The 23,934-nt window shown below is 66.0% G+C and carries 22 protein-coding genes; 11 read left to right on the top strand and 11 right to left on the bottom strand.

Going from position 1 to position 23,934, the window contains the following annotated elements; all coding sequences use genetic code 11:
* Nucleotides 1-82: 82 nt before the first annotated feature.
* Nucleotides 83-1,027, top strand: coding sequence for a pseudouridine synthase (locus tag AB4Y63_RS01335; protein ID WP_441789229.1), 945 nt, complete (start codon nucleotides 83-85; stop codon nucleotides 1,025-1,027).
* A 114-nt stretch (nucleotides 1,028-1,141) separates the two neighbouring features.
* Here the strand turns inward: AB4Y63_RS01335 and AB4Y63_RS01330 are convergent, their stop codons facing one another.
* Nucleotides 1,142-1,762: a TetR family transcriptional regulator gene (locus AB4Y63_RS01330; RefSeq protein ID WP_441789228.1), complete on the bottom strand. Its 621-nt coding sequence runs from the start codon at nucleotides 1,760-1,762 to the stop codon at nucleotides 1,142-1,144.
* Between the two features lie 123 nt (nucleotides 1,763-1,885).
* On the opposite strand from AB4Y63_RS01330, the gene AB4Y63_RS01325 reads away from it, so the two are divergent.
* From AB4Y63_RS01325 to AB4Y63_RS01315, 3 genes are read left to right on the top strand one after another with little or no spacing between them, the layout of a single operon-like run.
* A complete protein-coding gene (locus AB4Y63_RS01325) occupies nucleotides 1,886-2,677 on the top strand; it encodes an SDR family oxidoreductase (protein WP_441789227.1) in 792 nt (263 codons plus the stop codon).
* Nucleotides 2,674-3,897, top strand: coding sequence for an acyl-CoA dehydrogenase family protein (locus tag AB4Y63_RS01320; protein WP_441789226.1), 1,224 nt, complete (start codon nucleotides 2,674-2,676; stop codon nucleotides 3,895-3,897). Before AB4Y63_RS01325 ends, AB4Y63_RS01320 begins: the two co-directional genes overlap by 4 nt.
* Entirely contained in the window at nucleotides 3,894-4,976 is a 1,083-nt protein-coding gene (locus AB4Y63_RS01315) for a phosphotransferase family protein (protein ID WP_441789225.1), read from the top strand. Before AB4Y63_RS01320 ends, AB4Y63_RS01315 begins: the two co-directional genes overlap by 4 nt.
* A 208-nt stretch (nucleotides 4,977-5,184) precedes the next feature.
* Here the strand turns inward: AB4Y63_RS01315 and AB4Y63_RS01310 are convergent, their stop codons facing one another.
* The 7 genes from AB4Y63_RS01310 to AB4Y63_RS01280 form a co-directional block, all read right to left on the bottom strand.
* Nucleotides 5,185-6,426, bottom strand: a complete 1,242-nt coding sequence (locus tag AB4Y63_RS01310; RefSeq protein ID WP_441789224.1) for an acetyl-CoA acetyltransferase — start codon at nucleotides 6,424-6,426, stop codon at nucleotides 5,185-5,187.
* A gap of 167 nt (nucleotides 6,427-6,593) precedes the next feature.
* Nucleotides 6,594-7,778 carry a thiolase family protein gene (locus AB4Y63_RS01305; RefSeq protein ID WP_441789223.1) on the bottom strand — a complete coding sequence of 395 codons (1,185 nt, stop codon included), beginning with the start codon at nucleotides 7,776-7,778 and terminating at the stop codon, nucleotides 6,594-6,596.
* On the bottom strand, nucleotides 7,775-9,511 hold the full coding sequence (locus AB4Y63_RS01300) for a class I adenylate-forming enzyme family protein (protein WP_441789222.1): 1,737 nt from the start codon (nucleotides 9,509-9,511) through the stop codon (nucleotides 7,775-7,777). The genes AB4Y63_RS01305 and AB4Y63_RS01300 overlap by 4 nt, the downstream gene beginning before the upstream one ends.
* A gap of 85 nt (nucleotides 9,512-9,596) precedes the next feature.
* Nucleotides 9,597-11,063 (bottom strand): carotenoid oxygenase family protein, encoded by a 1,467-nt coding sequence (locus AB4Y63_RS01295; protein WP_441789221.1) that lies wholly within the window; start codon nucleotides 11,061-11,063, stop codon nucleotides 9,597-9,599.
* 18 nt (nucleotides 11,064-11,081) lie between these two features.
* Nucleotides 11,082-12,830, bottom strand: a complete 1,749-nt coding sequence (locus AB4Y63_RS01290) for an aldehyde dehydrogenase family protein (RefSeq protein WP_441789220.1) — start codon at nucleotides 12,828-12,830, stop codon at nucleotides 11,082-11,084.
* Between the two features lie 58 nt (nucleotides 12,831-12,888).
* Entirely contained in the window at nucleotides 12,889-13,344 is a 456-nt protein-coding gene (locus AB4Y63_RS01285) for a PaaI family thioesterase (protein ID WP_441789219.1), read from the bottom strand.
* Nucleotides 13,337-14,536 carry a thiolase family protein gene (locus AB4Y63_RS01280; RefSeq protein WP_441789218.1) on the bottom strand — a complete coding sequence of 400 codons (1,200 nt, stop codon included), beginning with the start codon at nucleotides 14,534-14,536 and terminating at the stop codon, nucleotides 13,337-13,339. Before AB4Y63_RS01280 ends, AB4Y63_RS01285 begins: the two co-directional genes overlap by 8 nt.
* A gap of 39 nt (nucleotides 14,537-14,575) precedes the next feature.
* Between AB4Y63_RS01280 and AB4Y63_RS01275 the strand changes: the two genes are divergently transcribed.
* The 3 genes from AB4Y63_RS01275 to AB4Y63_RS01265 are packed head-to-tail and all read left to right on the top strand — an operon-like array spanning nucleotide 14,576 to nucleotide 18,154.
* Complete coding sequence (locus tag AB4Y63_RS01275; protein ID WP_441789217.1) at nucleotides 14,576-16,264, top strand: class I adenylate-forming enzyme family protein; 1,689 nt, start codon at nucleotides 14,576-14,578, stop codon at nucleotides 16,262-16,264.
* Nucleotides 16,261-17,214: an NAD(P)H-dependent flavin oxidoreductase gene (locus AB4Y63_RS01270; RefSeq protein ID WP_441789216.1), complete on the top strand. Its 954-nt coding sequence runs from the start codon at nucleotides 16,261-16,263 to the stop codon at nucleotides 17,212-17,214. The genes AB4Y63_RS01275 and AB4Y63_RS01270 overlap by 4 nt, the downstream gene beginning before the upstream one ends.
* Nucleotides 17,215-17,218: 4 nt before the next feature.
* Entirely contained in the window at nucleotides 17,219-18,154 is a 936-nt protein-coding gene (locus AB4Y63_RS01265; protein WP_441789215.1) for a winged helix-turn-helix transcriptional regulator, read from the top strand.
* Between the two features lie 237 nt (nucleotides 18,155-18,391).
* Here the strand turns inward: AB4Y63_RS01265 and AB4Y63_RS01260 are convergent, their stop codons facing one another.
* Entirely contained in the window at nucleotides 18,392-18,916 is a 525-nt protein-coding gene (locus tag AB4Y63_RS01260) for an SRPBCC family protein (RefSeq protein ID WP_441789214.1), read from the bottom strand.
* Nucleotides 18,917-19,022: 106 nt separating this feature from the next.
* Between AB4Y63_RS01260 and AB4Y63_RS01255 the strand changes: the two genes are divergently transcribed.
* Complete coding sequence (locus AB4Y63_RS01255) at nucleotides 19,023-19,499, top strand: winged helix-turn-helix transcriptional regulator (RefSeq protein WP_441789213.1); 477 nt, start codon at nucleotides 19,023-19,025, stop codon at nucleotides 19,497-19,499.
* A 56-nt stretch (nucleotides 19,500-19,555) separates the two neighbouring features.
* Here the strand turns inward: AB4Y63_RS01255 and AB4Y63_RS01250 are convergent, their stop codons facing one another.
* On the bottom strand, nucleotides 19,556-20,302 hold the full coding sequence (locus AB4Y63_RS01250) for a GNAT family N-acetyltransferase (protein ID WP_441789212.1): 747 nt from the start codon (nucleotides 20,300-20,302) through the stop codon (nucleotides 19,556-19,558).
* A gap of 76 nt (nucleotides 20,303-20,378) precedes the next feature.
* On the opposite strand from AB4Y63_RS01250, the gene AB4Y63_RS01245 reads away from it, so the two are divergent.
* Genes AB4Y63_RS01245 through AB4Y63_RS01235 form a run of 3 tightly spaced genes read left to right on the top strand, consistent with a single transcriptional unit; the run spans nucleotide 20,379 to nucleotide 22,102 of the window.
* Nucleotides 20,379-21,071, top strand: a complete 693-nt coding sequence (locus tag AB4Y63_RS01245; protein ID WP_441789211.1) for a TetR/AcrR family transcriptional regulator — start codon at nucleotides 20,379-20,381, stop codon at nucleotides 21,069-21,071.
* Nucleotides 21,046-21,531 carry a carboxymuconolactone decarboxylase family protein gene (locus tag AB4Y63_RS01240; protein WP_441789328.1) on the top strand — a complete coding sequence of 162 codons (486 nt, stop codon included), beginning with the start codon at nucleotides 21,046-21,048 and terminating at the stop codon, nucleotides 21,529-21,531. Before AB4Y63_RS01245 ends, AB4Y63_RS01240 begins: the two co-directional genes overlap by 26 nt.
* A gap of 4 nt (nucleotides 21,532-21,535) precedes the next feature.
* Nucleotides 21,536-22,102, top strand: a complete 567-nt coding sequence (locus AB4Y63_RS01235; protein ID WP_441789210.1) for a GNAT family N-acetyltransferase — start codon at nucleotides 21,536-21,538, stop codon at nucleotides 22,100-22,102.
* Nucleotides 22,103-22,127: 25 nt separating this feature from the next.
* On the opposite strand, the gene AB4Y63_RS01230 is transcribed toward AB4Y63_RS01235, so the two are convergent.
* Entirely contained in the window at nucleotides 22,128-23,867 is a 1,740-nt protein-coding gene (locus AB4Y63_RS01230; RefSeq protein ID WP_441789209.1) for an L-aspartate oxidase, read from the bottom strand.
* Between the last annotated feature and the right edge of the window lie 67 nt (nucleotides 23,868-23,934).

Raw genomic sequence — 23,934 nt, 5'->3', positions numbered from 1 at the left:
CGGCAGCGGGCCCCGCTCAAGCATGAGTGCACCCGACGGCCCCGCAAAGCAGGCTCGCCTCGCCGCGACGTAAGATCGACCGGTGCCTCCTCGTTCCCCCTTGCCGCAGCGTCACGGCCTCGACGCCGCGTGGATGCGCACCCCCGATCACGACATCGAGCGACCGCGGCCGTGGGCGACGATGGGGGAGTGGCTGCTGTCTCGGCTGCACGAGTTTGTGGATGTCGATGGCTTTCTCCGCGACGGCCGCTTCGTCTACGAGAATGGCCGGGTGGTGACCGGCCGCGACGAATACGGCCCGCACACGTTCGTCTGGTTCCATCGTGACTTGTCCGAGGAGAAGCACGTCCCCGGCGACATCCATGTCGTGCATCGCGACGAGCGGATCGTCGTGATCGACAAGCCGCCGTTTCTCTCCACCATCCCGCGCGGCCGCCATGTGCAGCAAAGCGTCGTCGTTCGTCTGCGGCACGAACTCGGGCTGCCCGAACTGGCGCCGCTGCACCGGCTCGATCGGGTGACCTCCGGCCTGCTGCTGCTGGCCACCGAGAAGCGCTGGCGGGCGCCGTATCAGATGATGTTCCAAGACGGTGTCGTCACCAAGACCTACCGGGCTCAGGCACCGCTCCGCCCCGAACTCGCGTTGCCGGCAACCGTGCGCAACCACCTCGCCAAGCATCGCGGCCAGCTGCAGGGCGTTGTCGTACCGGATGCCCCGGTGAACGCGGAGTCGCTCGTCGAGCTGGAGTCAGACCTGGGCGACGGCACCGCCGTCTACCGGCTGAGCCCCCGCACCGGGCGCACCCACCAGCTGCGTCTGCACATGCTGAGCCTCGGCATCCCGATCTGTGGCGACCCGCTCTACCCGGTGGATCGCCAGACTCCGCTCGACGATTTCAGCACGCCGCTGCAGTTGCTCGCGAGTGACCTCGCCTTTTCTGACCCGATCGACGGGAGCTCCCGTCAATTTGGGAGTGTGCGTGCGCTTCCGTTGCGGAGTGCGGTTACTGCTGAGACCGGTGGTTGAGGAGCGAGCGCCAGCGAGTGTCTCGAAACCTCGTGAGCCGATCTCCGGACGCATCCCGGGTTTGAGGATTGGCTCGCGAGGTTTCGAGATGCGCGCTCCTTCGTCGCGTGCTCCTCAACCACCGAGGACGATGCGCCGCGCGTAGCCGACGTAGTCCTCCGCGATCGCGGTGGCGGAGAGCGGACCGGCCGCATCGAACCATTGCGAGATTCCCGTGCACATGGTGATCAGCGCGCGGGCCACCTGACGGGCGTCGGTTGCGCGGAAGGCTCCGGTTGCCGCGCCCGCGCGCAGAATCTCGACAAGCATCCGCTCCTGACGATCCCGGGCCGCGATGTGCTGAGTGCGCGCGTCGGGCTCAAGACTGCGCAGCTCGGTCGCGGCGAGAAACGCGAGTTCCTTGCGATGCGCGTGGAACAGGGCGAGGCACTCGATGTGCAGGGCCAGCTGCCGCTCAAGGTCGGGCCCCGCCTCGGCCTGCGCCACGATGCTGCGGCGCCAGAGGTCGTCCATGGCGTAATCCATGATGGCCACGATGATCGCCTGCTTCGAGGCGAAGTGATGGTAGAGACCGGGCACTGACATGTTCGCGGCTGCCGCCAGCGTGCGCGTGGTGGTTCCGTGATAGCCGTGGGCCACGAAGGTCTGCACGGCCGATTGAAGCAGCGGCGGCAGCGAGTCGTCGTCGAAGTCGCGCCAGTCCAACTGCACCGCCGACTCAGCGTCGCTGCCCATAGCTCCCCATCGCCAATCCTCCGCCTGCCGGATCGAATCGTGCCAGGAGCAAATGCTTGACGCCCCGGCTGTGCCACTCCACACTTGAGCTTACCGAGCGCTCGCTCGGTTCGAGAACAACGGATGCTTATGAACAACGACAACGCAGTCAACGCTCATCGCCTGGCCGGCAAGACCGCCCTCGTCACCGGTGCCAGTCGTGGCATCGGGCTGGCCATCGCCCAGCGGCTTGTCGCCGAGGGTGCTCGCGTGTGCATCACCGCGCGCAAACCGGAACCGCTCGCCGAAGCCGCCGCGTCATTCCCCGCGGGGAGCGCGATCGGGGTGGCGGGCAAGAGCGATGACCCCGAACACCGTGCCGAGGTCATGGACACGATCGCGCGCGAGTTCGGCGGCCTCGACATCCTGGTCAACAACGCGGGCATCAACCCGGTCTATGGCCCGCTCATCGACCTCGATCTCACCGGTGCGCGCAAGCTCGTCGAAGTCAACCTGCTCGGCACGCTCGCCTGGACCCAGGCCGCCTACCACCACGACGCTCTTGGCTTCGCGGAACGGCGCGGGTCGGTGATCAACATTGCGTCGGTGACCGGAATCGTGCCCGCCGAAGGTATCGGCATGTACGGGATCACGAAGGCCGCGCTCATCCACCTCACACGCACGCTGGCCGTGGAACTCGGACCCGACATCCGTGTCAACGCTGTCGCACCGGCCGTCGTCAAAACCCAGTTCGCTCGCGTTCTGTATGAAGGCAAGGAAGACGAGGTCGCGGCTGCCTATCCGCTTGCCCGACTCGGTACGCCGGAGGATGTCGCCGGTGCCGTCGCCTACTTCGCCTCCGACGACGCGTCCTGGGTGACCGGGCAGACCCTGACCCTCGATGGCGGACTGCTGTCGGCCGGAGGAACAGCATGAGCACCCTTACTCCCGAATGGGAAGCGCTTCGCGTGCGCACCCGCGATTTCATCCGCACCGTCGTCGTGCCCGCCGAGCCCGGCCCCGACGAGCGTCTGAGTGAAGAACTGCGCGCCACACTGATGGCCGCAGCCAAGGAAGCCGGCGTTTTCGCTCCACACGTTCCGCGTGAATACGGCGGCCAGGGGGTGCCGATCGAGCACTGGTCGGCCATCTTCCAGGAGGCCGGCTACTCACCGATCGGGCCGATCGTGTTGAACTGCATGGCGCCCGATGAGGGCAATATGCACATGCTCAGCATCATCGCGACGGATGCGCAGAAGCAGCGCTACCTCGCTCCCCTCGCGGCCGGCGAGAAGCGCTCGTGTTTCGCCATGACGGAGCCGCACCCGGGTGCGGGATCCGACCCCGAAGCCCTGCAGACCGAGGCGGTGCGGGTAGAGGGCGGATGGCTGATCAACGGTCACAAACGGTTCATCAGCGGCGCAGAGGTGGCCGACTTCGCGATCGTGATGGCCCGGAACGACGCCAGCGACGGAGTGCCGGCCGGAGCCACCATGCTGCTGGTCGACATGGACAACCCCGGAGTTCGCATCGGCGAGCAGATCTATGCCATCGACCGTGCCATTGCCGGCGGGCATCCGCATGTTCATTACGAGAACTGTTTCGTCGCCGATGACGCCGTGCTCGGTATGCCGGGGGAGGGCTTCCGCTACGCACAGGTGCGGCTGGGCCCCGCCCGGCTCACGCACTGCATGCGCTGGCTCGGGCTGGCCCGCCGCGCCCTCGATATCGTGCTGGACCGCACGAACGAGCGCGAGATCTTCGGGCACCGCATCAATGAGCTGGGCATCGCGCAGGACATGCTCGCGCTGTCGGTCATCGACATCGAGACGAGCGATGCAATCATCGCCAAGACGGCGGTCCTCCTCGAGACCGACCCGAAGGCCGGATCGGCCCTGTCGTCAATTGCGAAGGTGCACTGCTCTGAGGCCATCTGCCGGGTGATCGACCGCGCGATTCAGCTCTGCGGGGGTGACGGCGTCACCGACAACCTTCCGCTCGCCTCGTACATGAACGAGGTGCGGCCGTTTCGCATTTACGACGGTTCGAACGAGACGCACAAGTGGGCGATTTCCCGCCGGGCCTCCTCGCGCCGCCGTAGAGAGGTGGCGGCTGGCGCCGCACGGATGGACATCGTGGGTGGAGCGGATTCGTGATCTCGACACCCGACGGGGTGGAGGTCGTGGCGACGCGAGCGGATGCGGTGGGCCTGGAGCATCCGCCCCTGCTGGTTCTCAACGCGCTCGCCGAGTTTCTGGATTCCGAGGGGCTCGGTTCGGGTGCGATCGCGTGGCAGCGCATCGGTGACGGGCACTCGAATCTGACGTACCTGTTGCGTCGCGGTGAGCGCTTGCTCGTGCTTCGTCGTGGTCCGCGACCCCCGCTGCCGAAGTCGACACATGACATGGTGCGCGAGTCGCGCATCCAGTTGCTGGTGAAGGCCGCGGGCATTGCGGTGCCAGACATCGTGGCGGTGTGCGTCGACGAGTCGGTGCTTGGCGTGCCCTTCTACGTGATGGACTTCCTCGACGGTGCCGTCATCACCGATACCGAGCTGGCCGGGTTCGACACACCCGAGCAGCGTCGAGCGACAGCCTTCGCGGCGGTCGACACGCTCGTCACGCTACACGCGGTCGACGTCACGCGCGGCGGCCTGGAAAGGGTGGGGCGGCCCGAGGGCTATCTGGAGCGTCAGGTCGCACTGTTCTCGTCGCTCTGGGACGCGACGACGTTGCGTTCGGTTCCGGAGATCAGCTCGGTGGCCTCGTGGCTCGCAGCGAATGTGCCGACCAGTCAGCGGGCCTCGGTCGTGCACGGCGATTTTCGACTGGGCAACCTCATGTTTGAACGCTCGGCTCCGCCTCGCGTGCTTGCGATTCTGGACTGGGAGATGGCGACGGTCGGCGACCCGCTCGCCGATCTCGGCTACTTTCTCGCGACTTATGCGGAGGCCGGGGCGACGAGCACTCCGCTTGAGCTCACGCCGGTCACCAGACTCGAGGGGTATCCGACGCGGGCCGAACTCGCGGAGCGCTACGGCACGGCAACGGGCCTCGACCTGTCGGAGCTGCGTTGGTATCAGGCCTTGGCGCTCTGGAAAGCGGCGGTGTTCTGCGAAGCGATCTACACGCGCTGGCTGAACGGTGAGCGTCCGGGCGACAGGTTCGCCCCGACCCTCGCCGATGGAGTGCCCGCGCTGGTGAGGGAATCGGCCCGCCTGATCGAGATGGGCTAAGGCTGCTCGGGGCGACCATGTCGTTGGTCGAGGAGGCCGCCCGCGGCCGTCTCGAGACCTCGTGAGCCGAACCTCAAACGTGACGTCTGAACATCGGCTCGCGTGGTCACTTCGACAAGCTCAGCACATCGCTCGAGATGCGCGCTCCTTCGTCGCGAGCTCCTCGACCAACGAAATGGTGAATTGGGACGGAGGGGGAGGACGAGGGTTAGTCCCGCCCCACCACGAAGCTGGCCACCGTCGCCACGCTTCCGCCGAAGTTCAGGGTGGCCACATTGGTCGCACCCTCGACCTGCATGGCGCCGGCCTGGCCGATCACCTGACGACGCGCGTCGTTCAGCATCCGTACCCCGGTGGCGCCCACCGGGTGGCCACCCGAGAGCAGCCCGCCGGAGGGATTCACCGGAATCGATCCGCCCATCTCCATGCGGCCGTCTTCAATCGCCTGCCAGGCTGCGCCCGGCCCGGTGATGCCGAGGTGATCGATCGCCAGGTACGAGCTAATCGAGAAACAGTCGTGCAGTTCGATGGCATCGAGGTCGTACGGGCCCGCGATCCCGGCGCGCCCGTAGCTGTCGGTGATGGCGGTCCGCAGATGCGGAAAGAGATACTCGCTGTCGGCGGATGCGCGCAGTTTCTCGTCGAGTGCCATCGTGGAGGTCTTATGCCCCCAGCCCTTGATGCGCGGCGGCATGTCGGCGTGTCCGTGCCGCGCGCGCCAGCGTTCGGCATAGGCGCGGCTGGCCAGAATGACGGCACTCGAACCATCGCTGATCCGGCCGCAGTCGCTCTTGCGCAGAGACCCCTGCACGAGCGGATTGGTCTCGTCGTCGTCGGCGAAGGAGGCCGCGGTTTCGATCCAGTCGCGTGCCTGCGCCAGCGGGTTGTTGCGCGCGTTGGCACGGCTGTTCTGCACGAGCCGAGCCAGGTGTTCGGTGGTCATGCCGCCGTAGCGCCGCGAAATCTCGTCGGCGACGCGGTCGAATGCGGTGGGCCAGGCCAGCTCGCCGAGGTCTTCTCGGGAACGCCAGCTCGCGCAGCCAAGGTTGTTCGCAGCGACGGTGCCGGGGACATTGCGCATCTGCTCGACGCCGAGCACGAGAACAACGTCGTAGAAACCGGCCTCGATGTCGGCCATGGCGCCGAGGGCGGCCATGCTGCCGGAGGCGCACGCCGCCTCGTGGCGCGACGATGGCAACTCGCGCCACTCCGGCCGCACTGCCGGGAGCATGGCACCGAGGTGTGACTGCCCGGTGAAGATCTCGCTGGAGTGGTTGCCGACGTGCGCGCGCTGAACATCCGCTGGGTCGATCTCGGCATCCGCGATCGCACCGAGTGCCGCCTCCCGAATCAAGGAGAACACCGCGTCGTCGACGCCTTCGGTGGCGAGGTTGCGCTTGAAATCGGTCTGGGTTCCGCCCAGGAGATACACGCCGCTTGGATTGTTCATGTGCGATTCCTTACTGGCTTCGGTGGTTGAGGAGCAGCCGACGGAGTCGGCCGCGTCTCGAAACCGCGTGAGCTGATCTGTGAACTGTGGCTACGTCTGGAGGTCGGCTTGCTAGGTTTCGAGACGCGCGCTCCTTCGTCGCGTGCTCCTCAACCACCGGGATGGTTCTATGCGAACGCCTCGATCACGACCGCGGTGGCCAGGCCCAGCGCGGCCGGGATCGTCACGAGCCCGAAGCCGCCGCCCCGGCGGTGCAACTGGTCGAGCGCGTTGGCGATGAGGATGCCGCCGGTGGCGCCGAGCGGATGTCCGACGGCGATGGCCCCGCCGTTCGGGTTGACCACGTCTTCTGACAGGCCAAGCTCGCGCATCAGCAGCAGCGGAGTCACCGCGAACGACTCGTTCACCTCGACGATCGACAGGTCGCTCGCCCGCAGTCCGGCACGAACCAGCGCCTTCTGGCTGGCCGGAACAGTGGCTTCGAGTCCGGGGGAGCGAACCGCAGCCTGCGCCCAGCCGAGAATCTGACCGCGCGGCTTCTGATCGTGCTCCTCGACCCACGCCGCCGAGGCGAGCACCACGGCCGCCGCGGCATCCGCGAATTGGGGAGCCGTGGCTACCGTGTGCCGGCCGCGATCCTCGCCGCCGGTCATGTTAAGTCGGCGTTCCACGCGTTCCCAGAGCGGGTCGTCGGCGAACAACGGTGCAAGCGCCGCGACCGTCTCGAGAGTGGTGTCGCCGCGTGCGCCCTCGTCGTGGCTGAGCACCGTGCCGGAGGGCGTCGTGACCGGCACGATCGATTCCCAGGTCGGCGCGGCGCTCGCGCGCTGCTGGGAGCGCGCTCCATAGGCGTCGAGTTCGGCGCGGGAGATTCCGGCCCGGATCGCCGTGGCATCCGCCGAGACGCCGATTGAGACGAACCCGGTCGCCTCTCCGACCGCCGGGTCGAGCGCAAACGCCGGCTGGTCGGCGAGCATCGGTACGCGCGACATCGACTCGACCCCGGCGGCGACGATCAGATCGGCGCCGCCGGAGACGATCTGTGCCGCACCGGCGCTGAGAGCGTCGAGGCCTGAGCAGCAGAGGCGCGAGGTCACGCCGGCCGGCACCGCATCCGACCAACCGGCCAACAGGGCAGCCACGCGCCCGACGTTTCCGCCCTGTTCCCCGACGGTTGTGCTCACTCCGACGATCAGGTCGTCAACGCGATCGGAGGGCAGTCCGCGCGCAGCAAGTTCGCGCAGCACGACGGCCAACAGCTCGGCCGGCGGCAGATCGGCGAGTGTGCCGCCGCCCCGCCGAACTCGCGCGCGCGGGGTGCGAACGGCGTCGAGAATCAGGGCGTTGTTCACGCCTGCGCCTCGGCCAGCACCTTGCGCAGCTCGTTCTTGACGACCTTGCCGACGGGGTTGCGCGGCAGAACAGCGATGATCCGCAAGTTCTCAGGCAGCTTGTACGACGCGATGTGTTGTTCGCGCAGGAACGCCACGAGTTCCGGCAGATCCAGGGTCGTGTCCGGGTGCAGCGCGACGAAGGCCGCGACCTTCTCGCCAAGCGTCTCGTCCAGATCGCCGACGACGGCGACATCCGCCACCGAGGGGTGACGCAGGATGAGCGTCTCCAACTCGACGGGAGCGATATTCATGCCGCCGCGGATGATGATGTCTTTCGCACGATCGACGTAACGCAGATACTGGCCCTGGTCGCCGGCGATCTCGAAGATGTCACCGGTCTTCAGATAGCCAGCCTCATCGAACGGGTGTGACAGTGTCTCCGCGTTGAGGTACCGCGCGAACAACTGCGGGCCGCTGATGTGCAGCTCGCCCGGGCGTCCGGGCTCGGTGATCTCCTCGCCGGAATCCAAGTCGAAAATCTTGACGTCTGCCCACTCCGACAGCTGCATCGACCAACGCGTCCCCTCGGCGCCGTAGCGCGGGAAGAACCGGGCGCGGTCGTCGGGGCTCGGCAGGTCAACGCTGCTGGAGAGCAGGCCGACGCCCTCGTTGGAACCGAAGAAGTTGATGATCGGGATATTGAACCGCTCCTGCCATCCGCGTACCATCGCCGGGTTGAGCGGAGCGGAACCCGAGCCGATGCGGGTCAGGCTGGTCAGGTCGATTTTGCTCAGCAGGTCTTCGTTGTGCAGCAGCATCGAGAGCAGTGCCGGCGGGGCGAGCGTGTAGGTCACGCGTTCGCGAGCGATCTGGCCGAAGAACGTGGGGGCATCGAACGGATGGTGCTGCACGAGCACGCAGCCGGTGCGCACCCAGGGCAGCAACATGGCACAGATCCCGGCCATATTGATCATCGGGAACGCATTCAGGATGACGTCGTTTTCGCTCGTCGCCGAGGCGTCTTGGCAGACCTGGCTGAACACGAGCCAGTCGTAGTGCGCCCGCATGACACCCTTCGGCACCCCCTCGGTGCCCGAGGTCCAGCAGATCGTCACGCAGTCGTTGGGATCGTTCGGGTGGGTTTCGCGGTAGGCGGCCACGGCCTCTTCATCCGCGGCGGTGGCTGCGGCCGGGAAGAGGTGGGTCACGCCGGTGCTGTTCTCGCAGAGGGCGTCGCCGGGCAGACCGTAGCTGAACACGCCGCGCACGGTCGGGAGCTCGTCGCGCAGACGCGCGAAGTCGTCGGCCGGGTGTCGCTCGCCGAAGGCGCGGGCGGCGACCACCCAGGTGAACTGGGCGGCATTGCCCATCGTGGTGATCTCGTGGTCGCGGTACTGCATCGCGAGGGCCGACACCGTTGCGCCGAGAGTCCAGGCGGCGAGGAGCATCTCGGTGAGCTCGATGCCGTTGGCGAGCTGCACACCGATCGTGTCGCCACGACGCACCCCGGCCTCGGCCAGGCGTGCGGCCAGCGCCGTCACCTCGCTGTCGACCTCGCGCCAACTCAGGCGCCGGGCTGCGTCACCGGCCAGAGCGGCGCGGTTGGCGGGATCGACGAGTGCGGGCGCATCTCCGCGCCGCGCGGCGGTGGCACGGAACATCCCGTCGATGGTTTCGGATGTCCACTGGCCCCCGTCAACGAATTGGTCAACACGGGACTGGGGGTGCAGGTTCAGACGACTGTCGGACATGGGTCTCCTTGCGTGTTCGGTGATGGTTCTGCCGGGCGACAGCCTTGTCGCCAGGCAGAACACGGTGATCAGGTGGTACGTCGGGTCAGGAAAGCTGCTCTGCTCGGATCCACGTGGCGTGGAACCCTGCCGGTACAGACTGCGGGAGCTTGATGCGGGCGACGGGGCCGGCGGCCAGGTCATCGGCGGCGAGCACGAGAATCTCGCCGCGCCCCTCGACCTCGTCGTTGACGAAGGTCACCAGGTAGCCATCGCTGTCGCTCGTGGATCCGTCGCGCGGGGCGAACGGGCTCTCCGAACCCCAGCGGCCGGCCCCGAACTGGTAGCTCTCCTTCTCGCCGGTCTGCGAGTCGTAGCGCACGATGCCGTCGAAGAGCAGAGTGGGCTCGTTCGCCAGGCTCATGTTGTAGGAGTAGCGGTGCTTGGTGCCGACGATGCGCTGGTCCATGCTCGGAAACTCGATGTTCTGGTCATCGATCGGGCGCTCGGAGGTCTTGCCGGTGACCAGGTCGAACTCATAGCGGTAGAGCTGCGCATCCAGTCTCATGTACGAGAGCATATTGGCCAGCGGGTGCTCGAAGGTCGACTGGTGCTGCGGATTCTTGACCCGGCACACCTCCATGATGATCTTCGTTCCCTCTTCCCACGAGTTGACGACGTGGTAGATGTAGCAGGGCTTGGCCTCGAACCATTTCACATCCGCTCCGCTGCCGTAGCGGGGGATCACGGCGAAGCGGGATACGAGTTCTTTGTCGTAGAAGATGCGGTACTTGCCGTTGCGCCGGGCTTCCTGATCCTGCACCAGCGGCAAGTCCATCAGCACCGTGTAGTTGTCGGTGATGGCCATGTCATGCGGCAGGCGCGGGCCGGGCAGGTCGACCTGCGCGAGGTGGGTCTGCGCGCCATCGGCACCGATGATGCCGTAACGCAGGTAGTCCATATCGGGGCCGTAGTCGAACCACAGCAGTTCACCGGTGCGCTCGTCGGCCTTCGGGTGCGCCATCATGTCGCCGGCGAAGGTGCCGAGAAAGTCTTGTGCGCCCAGCGTCTCGAGCGAGAGCGGATCGACTGCGTACGGGTCTCCGCAGAGGTACCAGGTGGCGAGCACCTGCCCGCGGTGAAAGATCACGTCGGTGTTCGCCGAGTCCTTGATGCCGAGGCCGTGCCCGTTGCCGAAGGGGTTGCCCTCCGGGTTCTCCATCAGGCCGGTCCAGAGCGATTTGCCGGCGGCGGATTCCTCGTGGAATGCCTTGGTGCGGATCCAGCGATTGCGGTAGCGCACCTTGCCGTTGTCGAAGTGCACCGCATGGATCATGCCGTCGCCATCGAACATGTGGTACCGGCCCGGAGCGTCGAAGCGGCGGTTGGGCCCATTGCGCAGGTAGACGCCGTTGAGGTCGCGCGGCACCTCGCCGATAACCTCGAGGTCTTCCAGCGACAGCTCGGTCTGCACGGGAGCGTAGACGCCGAGCAGGTAGGGATTGTCGAACGAGCTGTCGGGTGCGACGGCTCGGGCGACCGCGATGGGCTGGTCAGGGGTGTGCGTGGACATGAATCGTGACCTCGGATCTCAGTTGTGCGACGGACGCAGGGGACGACGGGACTGGACGACACGAAAGCGTCCGGCGACGAACGAATCGTCGGTGAGGGTGGCGGTGCCGGCCGGGTTGAGGCCGGAAACGTGGAAGTCGCTGAAGGCGGCCGAGAAATTGATCGGCATCGCGCCGGTGACGTTGATCGTGAGCGAGGCGCCGGCTGCCGCAAAAGCGTCTTCGGCCGAGTCGATCAGGTTGTCATCGGTGGAATAGAGAAAAGCGGTGATGGCGCCGTGAGTGGCGGCATCGTTCGCCGCGCGCTTGAGCGCGGTGCGCGCATCCGGCACCCGGATGAGAAACACGACCGGGCCGAAGCATTCGTGGGTGAAGAGGTTCTCGTTGTCGAGGCCGACGCGCGCGATCAGGGGAGTGCTGGTGCGGGCATCCGCAAAATCGGGAGCCGGCCAGCTGCGCGGCTCGCTGAGCACCTGCACCTGCACCTGCCCGAGCGCCTGCTCGTTCGCCTGGGCGCGCAGCGTGGTGGTGAGCGCGGCGATCTCATCGAGCGTGCGGTCGGACTGGATGGCGCCCAGCACCGCGGCGGCCCGCCGGGGGCTCTCGGCAATCGCCTCGACCGCCGCGACCAGGCCCTGTTCGACCTCGTCGGCCGAGAGGATGCCGTCGGGTGTGACCACGCCGGATTCGGGGATGTAGATGTTCTGCGGCGCAGTGCACATCTGCGCTGAGAAGAGTGAGACGGCGCCGGCGATCGCGCGGAAGGCCGCGTCGGTGTCGCTGAACGAATCGAGCACGACCGAGTTGAGGCCGGATGTCTCGGTGTACACGCGTGCCTGCCGAGCGTTCTCTTCGACCCAGGAGCCATATCGGGCGGAGCCGGTGAAGTCGACGATGCGCATGGCCGGGTGCGTGGCGAGTACCGAGGTGACGGGCTTGGCGGCAGAGTCGACCGCGAGCTGCACGGCGTCTGCTGCGCAGCCCGCATCCGTCAATGTCTCGCGCATGATGGAAACGGCGAGGGCCATTTGCAGCACCGATGAGGGATGCGGCTTCACGATGACGGGGTTTCCGGCCATGAGGTTGGCGAACACGGCGGGGTAGACGTTCCAGGCGGGAAAGCTGGCGCAGGCGACGACGAGTGCGGGCCCCATCGGAACGATGCGATAGGTCTTTTCCAATGCGACCAACTCGGCGCCGAATGTCTGCTCCCAGGTCGCATTCGATGGCACGCGGGAGAGTACCTGCCAGGCGGCGGCGACGGCTTCGAGGCCCCGATCGAGGGCATTCGTTCCGCTGCCGGACTGGCTCATACCCCGGCCCTGGCCGGTGGTGTGCATCGCCGCGAGACCCAAAACGACGTTGTCCGCGAACATCCGCTCGATCATTTCGACACAGAGCCCCGCGCGCTCGTCGATGCTGAGCGAGCTCAGGGTGGCTTGCGCCCTCTGTGCGTTGTCGATCAGCGCGGCCGCCTCGGCGCGGGGGTAGCTGACGCCGAGGGGGAGCCTGGTCCACGGTGAGATCTCGTCGGTCTGCAGTGTGACGGTGCCACGGTGCCCGGGCAGATTCAGAGGCGTCTCGAGGAGTGCCTCGAAGCGCGCTGTCGCTTCATCGCCCTGCGGGCCCGACGGCGCACGATCGGCGAACGCGCTGAACGCGGCGCGGGTCGTGACCGCCCGTGCGGCCGCGGAGAGCAGGCGGCCGTGTCGGGCCGCAAGCTCGCTGGGCGTGCAGGTGGATGCCAGTGCTGGGGTGATCGTCGTCATTGAGAACTCCTCTGGCAAGTACCATAAGCGAAGTTAGGTGGCTGGGCAAGAGATTGTTTTAGGGCCAGAGCACCAGCTGTGTGCACCGGAACAGGGCAATGCGCTTGCCGGCACCGTCGAAGACTTCGGCGTCCCACACCTGCGTGCGACTCCCGCCGTGCACGAGCACGGCATCGGTGCGCACCGTGCCTGCGCGGGCCGTGCCGAGGTAGGAGGTCTTCTGTTCCATGGTTGTGAATCCGGATGCCCCGGGCGGCAACGCGAGGCGGCAACCGAGACCGCAGGCGGTGTCGGCCAGTGCGACGACCGAGGCGGCATGCAGGTAGCCGTTGGGTGCCAGCACGGCCGGTGTCACTTCCATTTGGGCCTCGATGCGCCCCGCGGCAACGGCGGTGACCTCGATTCCCAGCAGGCCGGGCAGTCGCCCCACGCCCAGCGCGGTCAGCTCGGCCGGTTCGGGGAACCCCTCGGCGGTGCTCGTCGGGGTCGGGCGCGGTGCTCGATCGTCACTCATCGTCGACCTCCACAGCGATCGCGATTCCTTGTCCCACGCCGATGCACGCGGTCATGATGCCGATGCCGCCACCGCGCTCGCGCACCGCGTGGGCGCAGTCGACGAGGGCGCGGGTCGCGGAGGCGCCGAGCGGATGCCCGAGTGCGATCGCCCCGCCGTGGGGGTTGACCTGCACCGTTTCGGGCGGGGCCAGCTTCTGAAGGCAGGCCAGAACCACTGCGGCAAAGGCCTCGTTGATTTCAAGCACGGCGACGTCGCTGAGCGCGCGGCCCAGTCGATGCAGCAGCTTGTTGACGGCATCGACGGGAGCGAGAGCGAACCGCGCCGGGTCGACCCCGACGACGGCGGAACCGAGGACGCGGGCAAGCGGACGAGCGCCGGACTCGGCGAGCCGTCGGCCCGAGACGATCAGGGTCGCCGCGGCACCATCGGACAGCGGCGACGAGTTTCCCGCGGTGACCGAGCCGTTGAGCGAGAACGCTGAACGAAGCCCGGCCAGGACGGATGCGCTCGTGTCGGCGCGGATGCCTTCGTCGCGCTGCAGCCCAGCCGTCGCGATCACCCGGTTGGCGTGAAACCCGGCGTTCCACGCGTCGAGGGCGAGGGTATGAGACCGCAGCGCCCAGGCATCCTGCGCGACCCGGTCGATGCCGACCTCGTCGGCGATCAGCTCGGCTGACCGCCCCAATGAGTCCACCCACGGCGCCGGAAACAGCGGGTTGACCATGCGCCAGCCCACGGCGGTAGAGACCAGCTCGGGCCGGGTAGGCAGGCGCTCGTCGATCGGAGCCAGAACGTGCGGTGCCCGGCTCATTCCCTCGACTCCGCCGGCGATGATGACGTCGGCGTCTCCGGCTCGGATTGCTCGCGAGGCGAGAACGATCGATTCAGCGCCTGACCCGCAGAGGCGGTTGACGGTGGACGCCGGGGTCGTGACGGGCAGGCCGGCCAGCAGCACGGCCATCCGTGCCACGTTGCGGTTGTCTTCACCTGCGCCGTTCGCGTCGCCGAGGATGACATCGTCGATACCCGTTTGCAGGATTTCTGGGTTGCGCAGAGCGAGCTCACGGAGGGGAATCGCGGCGAGATCATCCACTCGCAGGCGGGAGAGCGAACCGCGATAGCGCCCGAACGGAGTGCGGACGGCATCGACGATATAGGCATGGTTCTGTTCTGCAGACGTCTTCGTCATACTTCACCTCACTGTCAAACTTCGCTTATAGTACCGATCATGGCAACACTGGTGTTGGATGATGCACTCTCGGTCGGAGACGTGCTCGAATGCGCGGCCGAGCGTTACGGCAGTCGGCCGGCAGTGCAGGATGCGACGGGCCTGCTGACGTTCGCCGAGCTCCGGGACCGCGCGCGGCGGCTTGCCGACGGCCTGTTGAGCATCGGGCTTCGCCCGGGCGATCGGGTGTTGGAGGCGCTGCCCAACAGCTGTGATCTGCTCGTGAGCGAGATGGCGCTTGCGTTCGCCGGACTCATCCGGGTGCCGCTGAATCCGCGCCTCGGACCGCGGGAATGGGCCGGAATTCATGCCGATAGTGGCGCGCACGGGCTCCTCGTCGATGGGCGTCTCGAGGGCGCCGATGGTGCCCGCATCATCGAGCACATTTCCTGCGAGATCACGGTTCGAGCGGATGCGGGTGACCTGGAATCGCTTGTTGCCTCGGGTTCTGTGGAGTCTCGTCTCCCGGCTGCGCAGCCGCACGACGTGGTGGGTCTCGCCTATTCCTCGGGCACAACCGGCATGCCGAAGGGCGCGCTGCGCACGCACCGGATGCGACTGTCCTCGATGCGCGCCATGGTGCGCGACGTGGTGGAACCGACGGGGGAGGCGCGGGCCTATCTGCATGCGGGACCGGCGATTCACACGAGCGGACTCTTTGTGCTTCCGATGCTGGCGCTCGGTATCTGCCAGGTGATGGTGCATCATCCGAGTCCCGCGGAAATTGCCGAGCTCGTCGAAGCGGAGGGAATCAGCCATCTCGCGCTTGTGCCGAGCGTGATCGACGCGCTCACGCACCTTCCCGAGTCGGCGCGAGCGTCGTTTGCGCGGGTTCGGATGCTCGCGTATGCCGGTGCGCCGATGCCAGCGGCTCAGATTCGACGGGCATCTGAACTTCTCACCGATCGACTCGTGCAGTACTACGGGCTGGTCGAGGCGATCCCGCCGCTGACGGTGCTCAGTATCGAGGATCATGCTCGAGGGCTGAGCGACGAACCGCGCCTGCTCAGTTCGGCCGGCCGTGCGGTTCGTGAGGCCCGAATCGAAGTTGTCGGGGAACCCGAGTCCGGCGCCGTGGAACGCGGCGATGCAGGAGTTCTCGGCGAGACGGCGCTCGGCGAAATCGCTGTGAGCGGGCCGATGGTCACCCCCGGTTACTGGAATGCCGACGAGCGAACTGACCTCGGCAAGGCATTCGACGGCGCCGCCCTGCTCACCGGTGACGTGGGCGTCGTCACCAACGGCTATCTCTATCTCGCGGATCGCAAGAACAACATGCTGATCAGTGGGGGATACAACGTCTATCCCGGCGAGATTGAGTCGGTGGTCGTGTCGAGTCCTGGCGTGCGCGCTGCCGTGGTGGTCGGCCTTCCCGATGAACGCTGGGGCGAGCGAATCGTGCTCGCCTACACGACGACGTCCGGTGACGATCTGACGGCAACCGAAGGTCAGTCTCTTCACGACCGCCTCGGTGCACTGGCGCCGCACAAGAGGCCGAAATCGTCCCATTTTCACACCGAGTTTCCGCTCGGGGCGACGGGCAAGATCGACCGCCGTGCCATCACCGCGCGGCTCGTTGAGCTTCAGGCCACCGTGCAGCCAACTGCCATGCGGCCCGCCGCCGACCCGCTCACTGCCGCGAAGCATCCGCTCACCGAAGCATCTGATGAAAGGTTCCCCACGACATGATTCCCTCTGAACTGCTTGAGCGCCTGCGCCTTCCCGTCGTCGCGGCCCCCATGTTTCTGGCCTCGGGGCCGGAGCTCGTCATTGCTGCGAGCCGCGCCGGAATCGTCGGCTCCTTTCCCACGCCCAACTGTCGCACGATGCACGAGCTCGACGCCTGGCTCACGCAGATCACGACGGCACTGGGTACCGGAGTGGATGCGCCGCCGTGGGCGATGAACCTCATCACGCACTCCACGAATGCACGCCTGGGCGATGACCTCGAGATGGTGGCGAAGCACCGCCCGCCGGTCGTCATCACCGCCCTTGGTTCGCCGCGCCCCGTCGTTGACGTGGTGCATTCCTACGGTGGCATTGTGCTGGCGGATGTTGTCTCGTTGAAGTTGGCCCGCAAAGCTGCGGATGCCGGTGCCGACGGCCTCGTCTGCGTGTCATCCGGTGCCGGCGGTCACACCGGCCACTTGTCGCCATTGCCTTTCATCGCGGCGGTACGTGACAGCTTCGACGGCCTCGTCTGTGTCGGCGGAGGCGTGGCTACCGGAGCCGGCATTGCCGGTGCCATTGCTGCGGGTGCCGACCTCGTCTACATGGGCACCCGCTTCCTGGCCACGCCAGAGAGCATCGCCCTCGAGGCGCACAAACAGATGGTGGTCGACAGCTCGATCGATGACCTTGTCGTTTCGGCGGCGATCACCGGCACCCCGGCATCCTGGCTGCGTGCCTCGCTGACCGCGGTCGGAATCGACCCCGACGCGGCTGCCCCGATCTCGCGCAACTACAACACCGAGGCCTCGAACGTTCGACGGTGGAAAGACACCTGGGCCGCGGGTCAGGGGCTCGACAACATCAACGCGATCGAAACGACGGCGGAAATCGTCGATCGTCTGGTCATCGAGTATGGCGCGGCGTGTGATCGGGTCGGCAGGCTGGCCGGCGCGCGATCACTAGGCTGACGGAGTGACAGCGACAATCCCCACGAACGGGAGCGCGATCGGAATCGCGCTCCTCGCCCTCGGCGACCGCTGGACGCTTCTCATCCTGCAGCGAGCCTTCGTCTTGCGTACCCGCCGCTTCGGCGACTGGGTTGCACAGCTCGGGCTGAGCGAATCGACGCTGGCGGCACGCCTGCGTGATCTTGTCGCGGCCGAGCTGATGGAGCGGGTTCCCTACGACGACAACGGTCGAACGCGCGAGGAGTACAAGCTCACTCCACGCGCGCTGGAGCTGTCGAGTCTGCTCCTTGCGATCTGGGGGTGGGAACAGGTTTCCGTGCCGGGCGTCGAAGGCGCACCGGTGCTCATTCACGACGTCTGTGGGCACGCGACGCTTCCTGTCCTGGGGTGCGGCGTGTGTGGAGTGTCTCCGATCACGGCCCGCGAGACTTCTGCGGAGCGAGGTGCTGAGGCGGAGTTCACGAAGATCGCCGTGCCTCGATTGCACCGGCGCGCCGCTGAGTCCGGCACTCCAGCGGATGCGCTCTCCTACTACCCGGAGACAATGGAGATTCTCGGCGACCGCTGGAGCACGGCGATTCTCGCGGCTGCTTTTCTCGGTATACGCCGGTTCAACGCTTTCAAAGCGGAGCTTGGTATCGCCCCGTCGATTCTGTCCGACCGGCTTCGCCGATTCGTCGCGGCCGGGGTGCTGAGTGCTCCCTCGTCGGAGGGCGAGTATCGGCTCACTACCAAGGGAATGAACTTCTTTCCCGTCTTCGCGATTCTCGTCGACTGGGCTCAGCGCTGGTACTCGCCCGAGTCGGCACACGAGCTGACCATCCGGCATACGTCGTGCGGTTCACCGCTCGGCCCGGTCCTGCTGTGTTCAGAGTGCGGCACCGAACTGGTGCGCACATCGGTGCACTTCGACCTGCCGGCGGGCCATTTCGGTGGTTGAGGAGCAGCCGACGAAGGAGGCTGCGTCTCGAAACCTCGTGAGCCAATCCTCAAACCTGGTTTGCGGCTGAATCTGTGTAGACCTCTGGGTCCGTTCGAGGATCAACTTGCGAGGTCGGATTCACGTGCCCCAACCATCTGGGCGCGGTGCATCCCCGCTGGCGCACGCTCTACCCCGCGCCGACGGGGATAGACCTCGCCAGACGAGAGTGTCGCGTTCGGCGAGCCCTCGTTCGCGTCAGCCGGCGTTGTCTGCGCGTCCGGCGGCCTCGGCGACCTGCTGGTGCAGCTCAGAGTGATCGGCGGCGCTGAGTTCCTCGTCGCCACCGAACGTGTACGGCATGCCTTCGCCGGTCTCGATGAACGCCTTGAGGCTGCCGTTCACGAACATGCCCCACGCGTTCGAGCACACGTCGTAGCATTCGACCTCGGGCTCAAGGCCCGCGTGGGTGAAGGTGACCCGCGTGGCGCCGTCGGCCTGTTCGATGTCGAAACGCACGGTCGTGCCATTCCACTCCTGTTTGTCGTCGACGAAATCGAGGTAGCTGCCTGTGACGAGCCATTCGATGCGTCGCGCCGGCTCGACCTCGGTGATCCGGAATCCGCTGTAGTGCAGCCCGGGCACGACGTAAACGAACTCGTCGCCGACGGCGGTGGTCGAGCCGGTGATGCGCCCCCACCAGCCGGCCACGTCGTTGATCGAATCGAACGCCTGTTGCGGCGTGGCATCCACGGTGATCGTTGTCGTGAAGTTCTCGGTCATTCTCTGCTCCTTTGCACGCCTCCCTGGGTGGGAGGACTCCGTAACTTGCGTGATGAAAGTGAGCGTAGACCGACTGCTTGCATCATGCAAGTGGTAGAGTCGGCTCATGTTGGGAAAGACTTATGACACGCAGGTGTGCTCGATTGCGCGATCACTCGAACTCGTCGGCGAGCGGTGGAGCCTGCTCATCATTCGTGATGCAATGTTCGCTCGGGTGACGCGGTTCGGTGATTTTCAGCACAACCTCGGCATCGCGACCAACGTGCTCACATCGCGACTGGATTCATTCGTCGGCAGCGGCATCATGGAACGCGAAGGTTCTGTCGACTATCGCCTCACCGACAAAGGCCGAGCACTCGCGATCGCACTCATCGCCCTCACCGAATGGGGCGACGCCTGGGCGTCTCCCGTCGACCCGCCGATCCTGTACCGACACGCCACCTGCGGTGATGGCGAGGTGCACGCGGTCGCCCTGTGCGAAACCTGCGGCATCGTGCCGGCGGAAGAGGTTGCCATCCGCATCGGGCCGGGTATGCCGGCCGACTACCTCGCCGAGCGCCGCGGAGGATCCCGCGCGGGTTGAATGATCCGGTGAGCGGGGGTCGGCAATGCTGAGTTCGCTGCCGCGTGGGTGAACGGTCAGTCGTTGTCGTCGCCTGAGGGCGTCTGCACCTCCCACCGCCCAAAGACCTGCAGCCCAGCGGAGTCGGCAAGAGCTTGTGACGCACTGTTGTCGAGCTGGCACCGGTATTGCAGTTCGTGATGCAGATCGTGTGCGTGACGTGCCATCGCCTGAACGAGGCGACGTCCGTTCCCCCGACCGCGCTCGGTCGCGAGAGTGAGAACGCCGATGTCGGCGAGCGTCGAATCCTTCCACGGATAGGTACTCGCGACAGCCACAAGCTGATCGTCAGAGATCACACCAAAGGCCGCCCAATCGTCGAGATCGACCTGTGCATCTTCACGGTCCTGCTCGGATGCGCGATCTTCAAAATCGGCGAACAGGTCTCGATCTTCTGCAGTCAATTGCCGAATGACGAATGAGTCTGATTCCGTGTCCCCAGAAGGGTGACAGCGGTCGGGGAAGTAGTAAAGATTGTCGGCGCCGTGGAGCACAACTCCGACCTGCACCAAGGCTTCCCGCACGCACGCTTCCTCAAGGAGGGGCGCCCCCGCGCGGATGCCGTGAGCCGCAAGCGCTTGAGCGAGCTCCGGAAGAACTGCGATCGCGGTATGGGAATCGTCGATGGTGTGGAGGACGATGACACGCTCATCGTCTCCGAGATCTGGGTTGATCGTGAGACTGAGGCGTTCATCGCGGTAGAGAACTTCACCGGCGAACGGCTTTCTCCAGAATTCAGTGACGACGTCGGAAAAGCGTGTCATGAGCTTGTCTCCATGGGTTTAGAGTTGATGGCAGGACTGACAGTTATGACAGCCTATGACACAAGAGGATCAACGAGTGAAAGAGCCGAGTCTTTCGTCGCGCGAGATTGCTCGCGAGGCGGTTCGCAACAGGATTCAGGAGGTTGCGGAGCGGCTCTTTGACGAGCGTGGGTTTCGAGAGACGACCGTGGGTGATATCGCCGAGGTGGTGGGTATTTCCGAACGCACCTTTTTCCGCTACTTCGCGACGAAGGATGATCTCCTGTTTTCGAGCTTCGACGCTGATACACAGTGGGCGATTGATTCCGTCAACGCCCGGCCACGGGGTGAGGACCCCTGGGACTCTCTGCACGCGGTGGTGGAAGCGGCGCTGGATCGGCTCGATAGCGATGCGCAGAGGAGGTCGGCGCTCTTTCAGCGAATCACAGCAGAGTCACCCCATGTGCAAGCAAGTTATTTCACTCACGTTCAGGCGTTTCATCGGAGCATCGGGGAAGCACTCTGGGTCCGCTGGCACACGAACCACGTCAATACGGGTGGCAATCCGGCTTCCGGAACGAAGCCGAGCGACCCTGATGACCGGATAATCCTGTGCGCCGTTGTGAGTTCAGTGTTTGCTGCCGTCAACGAAGTGGCTGTGCTTTCCTCTGACCGCGCTCCGGCCGAACAGCGACGGATCATTCGCGCCACACTCGCCGCACTGCGTCCCTCGCTCACCGGATTCGAAAAAGAAAGCAGAAACGATCATTTCGCACGTCAACCTCGGTAAAACAAGCCCGGCAAGCTACCAACGACTCTCAGCACTCGATGCGACGGCCGCGGCGGAGGCAGTTGCAGTCGGACTCGACCCGCTGCTCATCGAACTCGTGAAGATCCGGGCGTCGCAGATCAACGGCTGTGCGTTCTGCCTACGGATGCACTCGCGCGATGCACTCTCAATCGGCGAGTCCGCCGACCGGCTCGCGGTCGTCGCGGCCTGGTGGGAGTCACAGTACTTCAGTGACAAGGAGCAGGCCGCGCTCATCCTCGCCGAGCGGCTCACGAACATCTCCCTCGGTTCGGCCGGCGCGCACAACACAGTTGATGTCGATGCCGTACTCACGACGCAGGAGATCGCCGCAGTCTCCTGGCTGGTCATTGTGATCAACGCCTGGAACCGCGTGGCGATCTCGAGCCATTACCCCGTCGCCCCCGAACGGGTCGGCGTGCACTCCAACGGACAGGTCTGAAGCAATGAGTTGTCAGATCCGACTTGCCACCTCGTCTGACCTCGACGCCGCAGCCCGCGTGCTCGCCGCCGCCTTCGACGCGTACCCCTGGACGCGATGGTCCATTCCCCACGACGGATACGCGAATCGCCTCGAGAAGCTTCAGCGCCTGTATCTGTCCCACGCCCTGGAGCATGGCATCGTGCTCGTAGACGAACAACTGAGCGCGGTCGCAGCGTTCCTTCCGCCAGATTCTCCTGATCCCACTGAGCAGACACAACAGCACGTCGCCGACCTGCTCGGAGCGCGCCTTGCATTGCTCACCGAGCTGTCACTGCCCGATGCACCAGCTGGAGCGTGGACTCTTGAAACTGTCGGTGTTGATCCGGCCCGCCAGGGGACGGGACTCGGAACAGCCGTGACCGCGGCCGGCCTCGCGATGATCGACGAGCGCGCCGCACCTGTTGCCCTCGAGACCTCGAACGAACAGAATGTGCGTCTCTACCAGAGGCTCGGATTCTTCACCGTCGCCACGACCGCGATCCCCGGGGGTCCAATTGTGTACTCGATGAACCGCACGACCCCGTCATGAGCCGCACGACCCCCTCCGGCGACGGTTACTCGACGAGCTTCCCGGCCGTCGACACCTCACGGATCAGCTCGGCGACTTCCTCCGAAATCTCCGGGATTTCTTCGCGGACCACGCCGGTCGTGGGGGACCAGACGAGGTTGACCTGCAGAGCCGGATCAGTCTCCGGGTAGTCGCTGCGGTTGTGGCAGCCGCGGGTCTCGCGGCGTTCCACGGCCGCCTCGAGGGTGGCGCGGGCAGCCAGCGCCGACGCCTTGAGGTCGAAGGCGTGTGCGAGATCCTGGAAGCCGGCGATGTCCGGGTGGATTCCGACGTTCTGCATGCGCTGTTCAATGTCGTCGAGCTTGGCGAGGCCGGCCGTCAGGCCCTCCTCGTCGCGCACCACCCCGGCGTGTTCGGTCATCATGTTGCGGATGGCCCGCTGCAACGCCCGCACGTTTTCAGGGCCGTCGGCCGCGAGCAGGTCGTCGATCTCCGCGCGCGCCTCGGCCAGCGCCGCGGCGGAGCGCGGCTGGGCCTCGAGTGACGCCGAGTGCTCCGCCGCGGCGTGGGCGACGATCCGGCCGAAGACGAGCAGCTCAATGAGCGAGTTGCCGCCCAGACGGTTGGCGCCGTGCAGGCCACTGGATGCCTCACCGATCGCGTACAGGCCGTCGACATCCGTGCTGTGGTCCTCCGGGCGCACCCACACCCCACCCATCGAATAGTGCGCGGTCGGGGCCACCTCGATCGGCTCCTTGGTGATGTCGAGCATCTGCACTTCCATCATCGTTTGGTAGACGCGTGGCAATCGCTCCATGATGGTTTCGCGCGGCAGGTGCGAGACGTCAAGCCAGACTCCGCCGTTCGCGGTGCCGCGGCCCTCCTTGATCTCGGTGTACGCAGCCAGGGCCACCCGGTCGCGGGTGGAGAGATCCTTGCGCACCGGGTCGTAGCGCTCCATGAAACGCTCACCGGATGAGTTGCGCAGGACGCCGCCCTCACCCCGGGCAGCCTCGGAGATCAAGGTCCCGGCAGCGTTCTCGGGCTCGATGATGCCGGACGGGTGGAACTGCACGAGCTCGGGGTCGCGCAGCCGGGCCCCGGCGTCCACGGCCAGGCGGAACGAGTCGCCGGTGTTCTCGTCCCGGCGGGACGAGGTGCGGCGCCAGATGCGGTTGTGGCCGCCGGCGGCGAGGATCACCGCGTCGGCGTGGATGAGGTAGCGGGTGCCGGTGTTGAGGTCGAATCCGTAGGCGCCGAAGACCTGGTTGTCCTTGACCAGCAGCCGGGTGATGTAGACCTCGTCGAGGATCGGGACATCCAACTGCGCGGCGCGGTTGACCAGGCTGCGCTGGATCTCGAGGCCTGTGTAGTCGCCGGCAAACGCCGTGCGACGAAAGGTGTGCGCGCCGAAGAAGCGCTGCGAGATGCGCCCATCGTCTTCGCGGGCGAAGTTCATGCCGTAGCGCTCCAGGTCGTGGATGCCCTGCGCAGCACCGCGGGCAACGATCTCGACAGTATGCGGATTGGCCAGGAAGTAGCTTTCCTTGATGGTGTCGGCGGCGTGCTGCTGCCAGGAGTCGTCCTCGTCCATGGTGCCCAGCGCCGCGTTGATACCGCCCGCGGCGAGCGAGGTGTGCGCGTCGTTGCGGAGGCGCTTGCCCACCGCGAGCACGTCGACTCCCATTTCGGCCAGCTCGATGGCGGCCCGAAGCCCCGAGCCACCGGTGCCGATCACCAGAACCGTGGTGGAAATCTGCTTTTCAATCGCTTTCGATGCGTTCATGCTTCAACGCTAAGAATCGACTCATGATTAGTCCAATGAATCATTCGAGTCGTTTCAATGCGTTTAG

Origin of the sequence: Leifsonia sp. YAF41 (assembly GCF_052113185.1) — a bacterium.
Lineage (GTDB): Bacteria > Actinomycetota > Actinomycetes > Actinomycetales > Microbacteriaceae > Cryobacterium.
The sequence above is the reverse complement of the archived record's forward strand: the minus strand, read 5'-3'. Positions and strand labels throughout refer to the sequence as shown.

What these genes read in the sequence shown, in the direction of transcription:
- AB4Y63_RS01330 (WP_441789228.1), bottom strand. Translation starts at nt 1,762, where the DNA reads ATGGGCAGCGACGCTGAGTCGGCGGTGCAGTTGGACTGGCGCGACTTC.
- AB4Y63_RS01325 (WP_441789227.1), top strand. Translation starts at nt 1,886, where the DNA reads ATGCTTATGAACAACGACAACGCAGTCAACGCTCATCGCCTGGCCGGC.
- AB4Y63_RS01320 (WP_441789226.1), top strand. Translation starts at nt 2,674, where the DNA reads ATGAGCACCCTTACTCCCGAATGGGAAGCGCTTCGCGTGCGCACCCGC.
- AB4Y63_RS01310 (WP_441789224.1), bottom strand. Translation starts at nt 6,426, where the DNA reads ATGAACAATCCAAGCGGCGTGTATCTCCTGGGCGGAACCCAGACCGAT.
- AB4Y63_RS01300 (WP_441789222.1), bottom strand. Translation starts at nt 9,511, where the DNA reads ATGTCCGACAGTCGTCTGAACCTGCACCCCCAGTCCCGTGTTGACCAA.
- AB4Y63_RS01295 (WP_441789221.1), bottom strand. Translation starts at nt 11,063, where the DNA reads ATGTCCACGCACACCCCTGACCAGCCCATCGCGGTCGCCCGAGCCGTC.
- AB4Y63_RS01290 (WP_441789220.1), bottom strand. Translation starts at nt 12,830, where the DNA reads ATGACGACGATCACCCCAGCACTGGCATCCACCTGCACGCCCAGCGAG.
- AB4Y63_RS01285 (WP_441789219.1), bottom strand. Translation starts at nt 13,344, where the DNA reads ATGAGTGACGATCGAGCACCGCGCCCGACCCCGACGAGCACCGCCGAG.
- AB4Y63_RS01280 (WP_441789218.1), bottom strand. Translation starts at nt 14,536, where the DNA reads ATGACGAAGACGTCTGCAGAACAGAACCATGCCTATATCGTCGATGCC.
- AB4Y63_RS01275 (WP_441789217.1), top strand. Translation starts at nt 14,576, where the DNA reads ATGGCAACACTGGTGTTGGATGATGCACTCTCGGTCGGAGACGTGCTC.
- AB4Y63_RS01270 (WP_441789216.1), top strand. Translation starts at nt 16,261, where the DNA reads ATGATTCCCTCTGAACTGCTTGAGCGCCTGCGCCTTCCCGTCGTCGCG.
- AB4Y63_RS01260 (WP_441789214.1), bottom strand. Translation starts at nt 18,916, where the DNA reads ATGACCGAGAACTTCACGACAACGATCACCGTGGATGCCACGCCGCAA.
- AB4Y63_RS01255 (WP_441789213.1), top strand. Translation starts at nt 19,023, where the DNA reads ATGTTGGGAAAGACTTATGACACGCAGGTGTGCTCGATTGCGCGATCA.
- AB4Y63_RS01250 (WP_441789212.1), bottom strand. Translation starts at nt 20,302, where the DNA reads ATGACACGCTTTTCCGACGTCGTCACTGAATTCTGGAGAAAGCCGTTC.
- AB4Y63_RS01235 (WP_441789210.1), top strand. Translation starts at nt 21,536, where the DNA reads ATGAGTTGTCAGATCCGACTTGCCACCTCGTCTGACCTCGACGCCGCA.
- AB4Y63_RS01230 (WP_441789209.1), bottom strand. Translation starts at nt 23,867, where the DNA reads ATGAACGCATCGAAAGCGATTGAAAAGCAGATTTCCACCACGGTTCTG.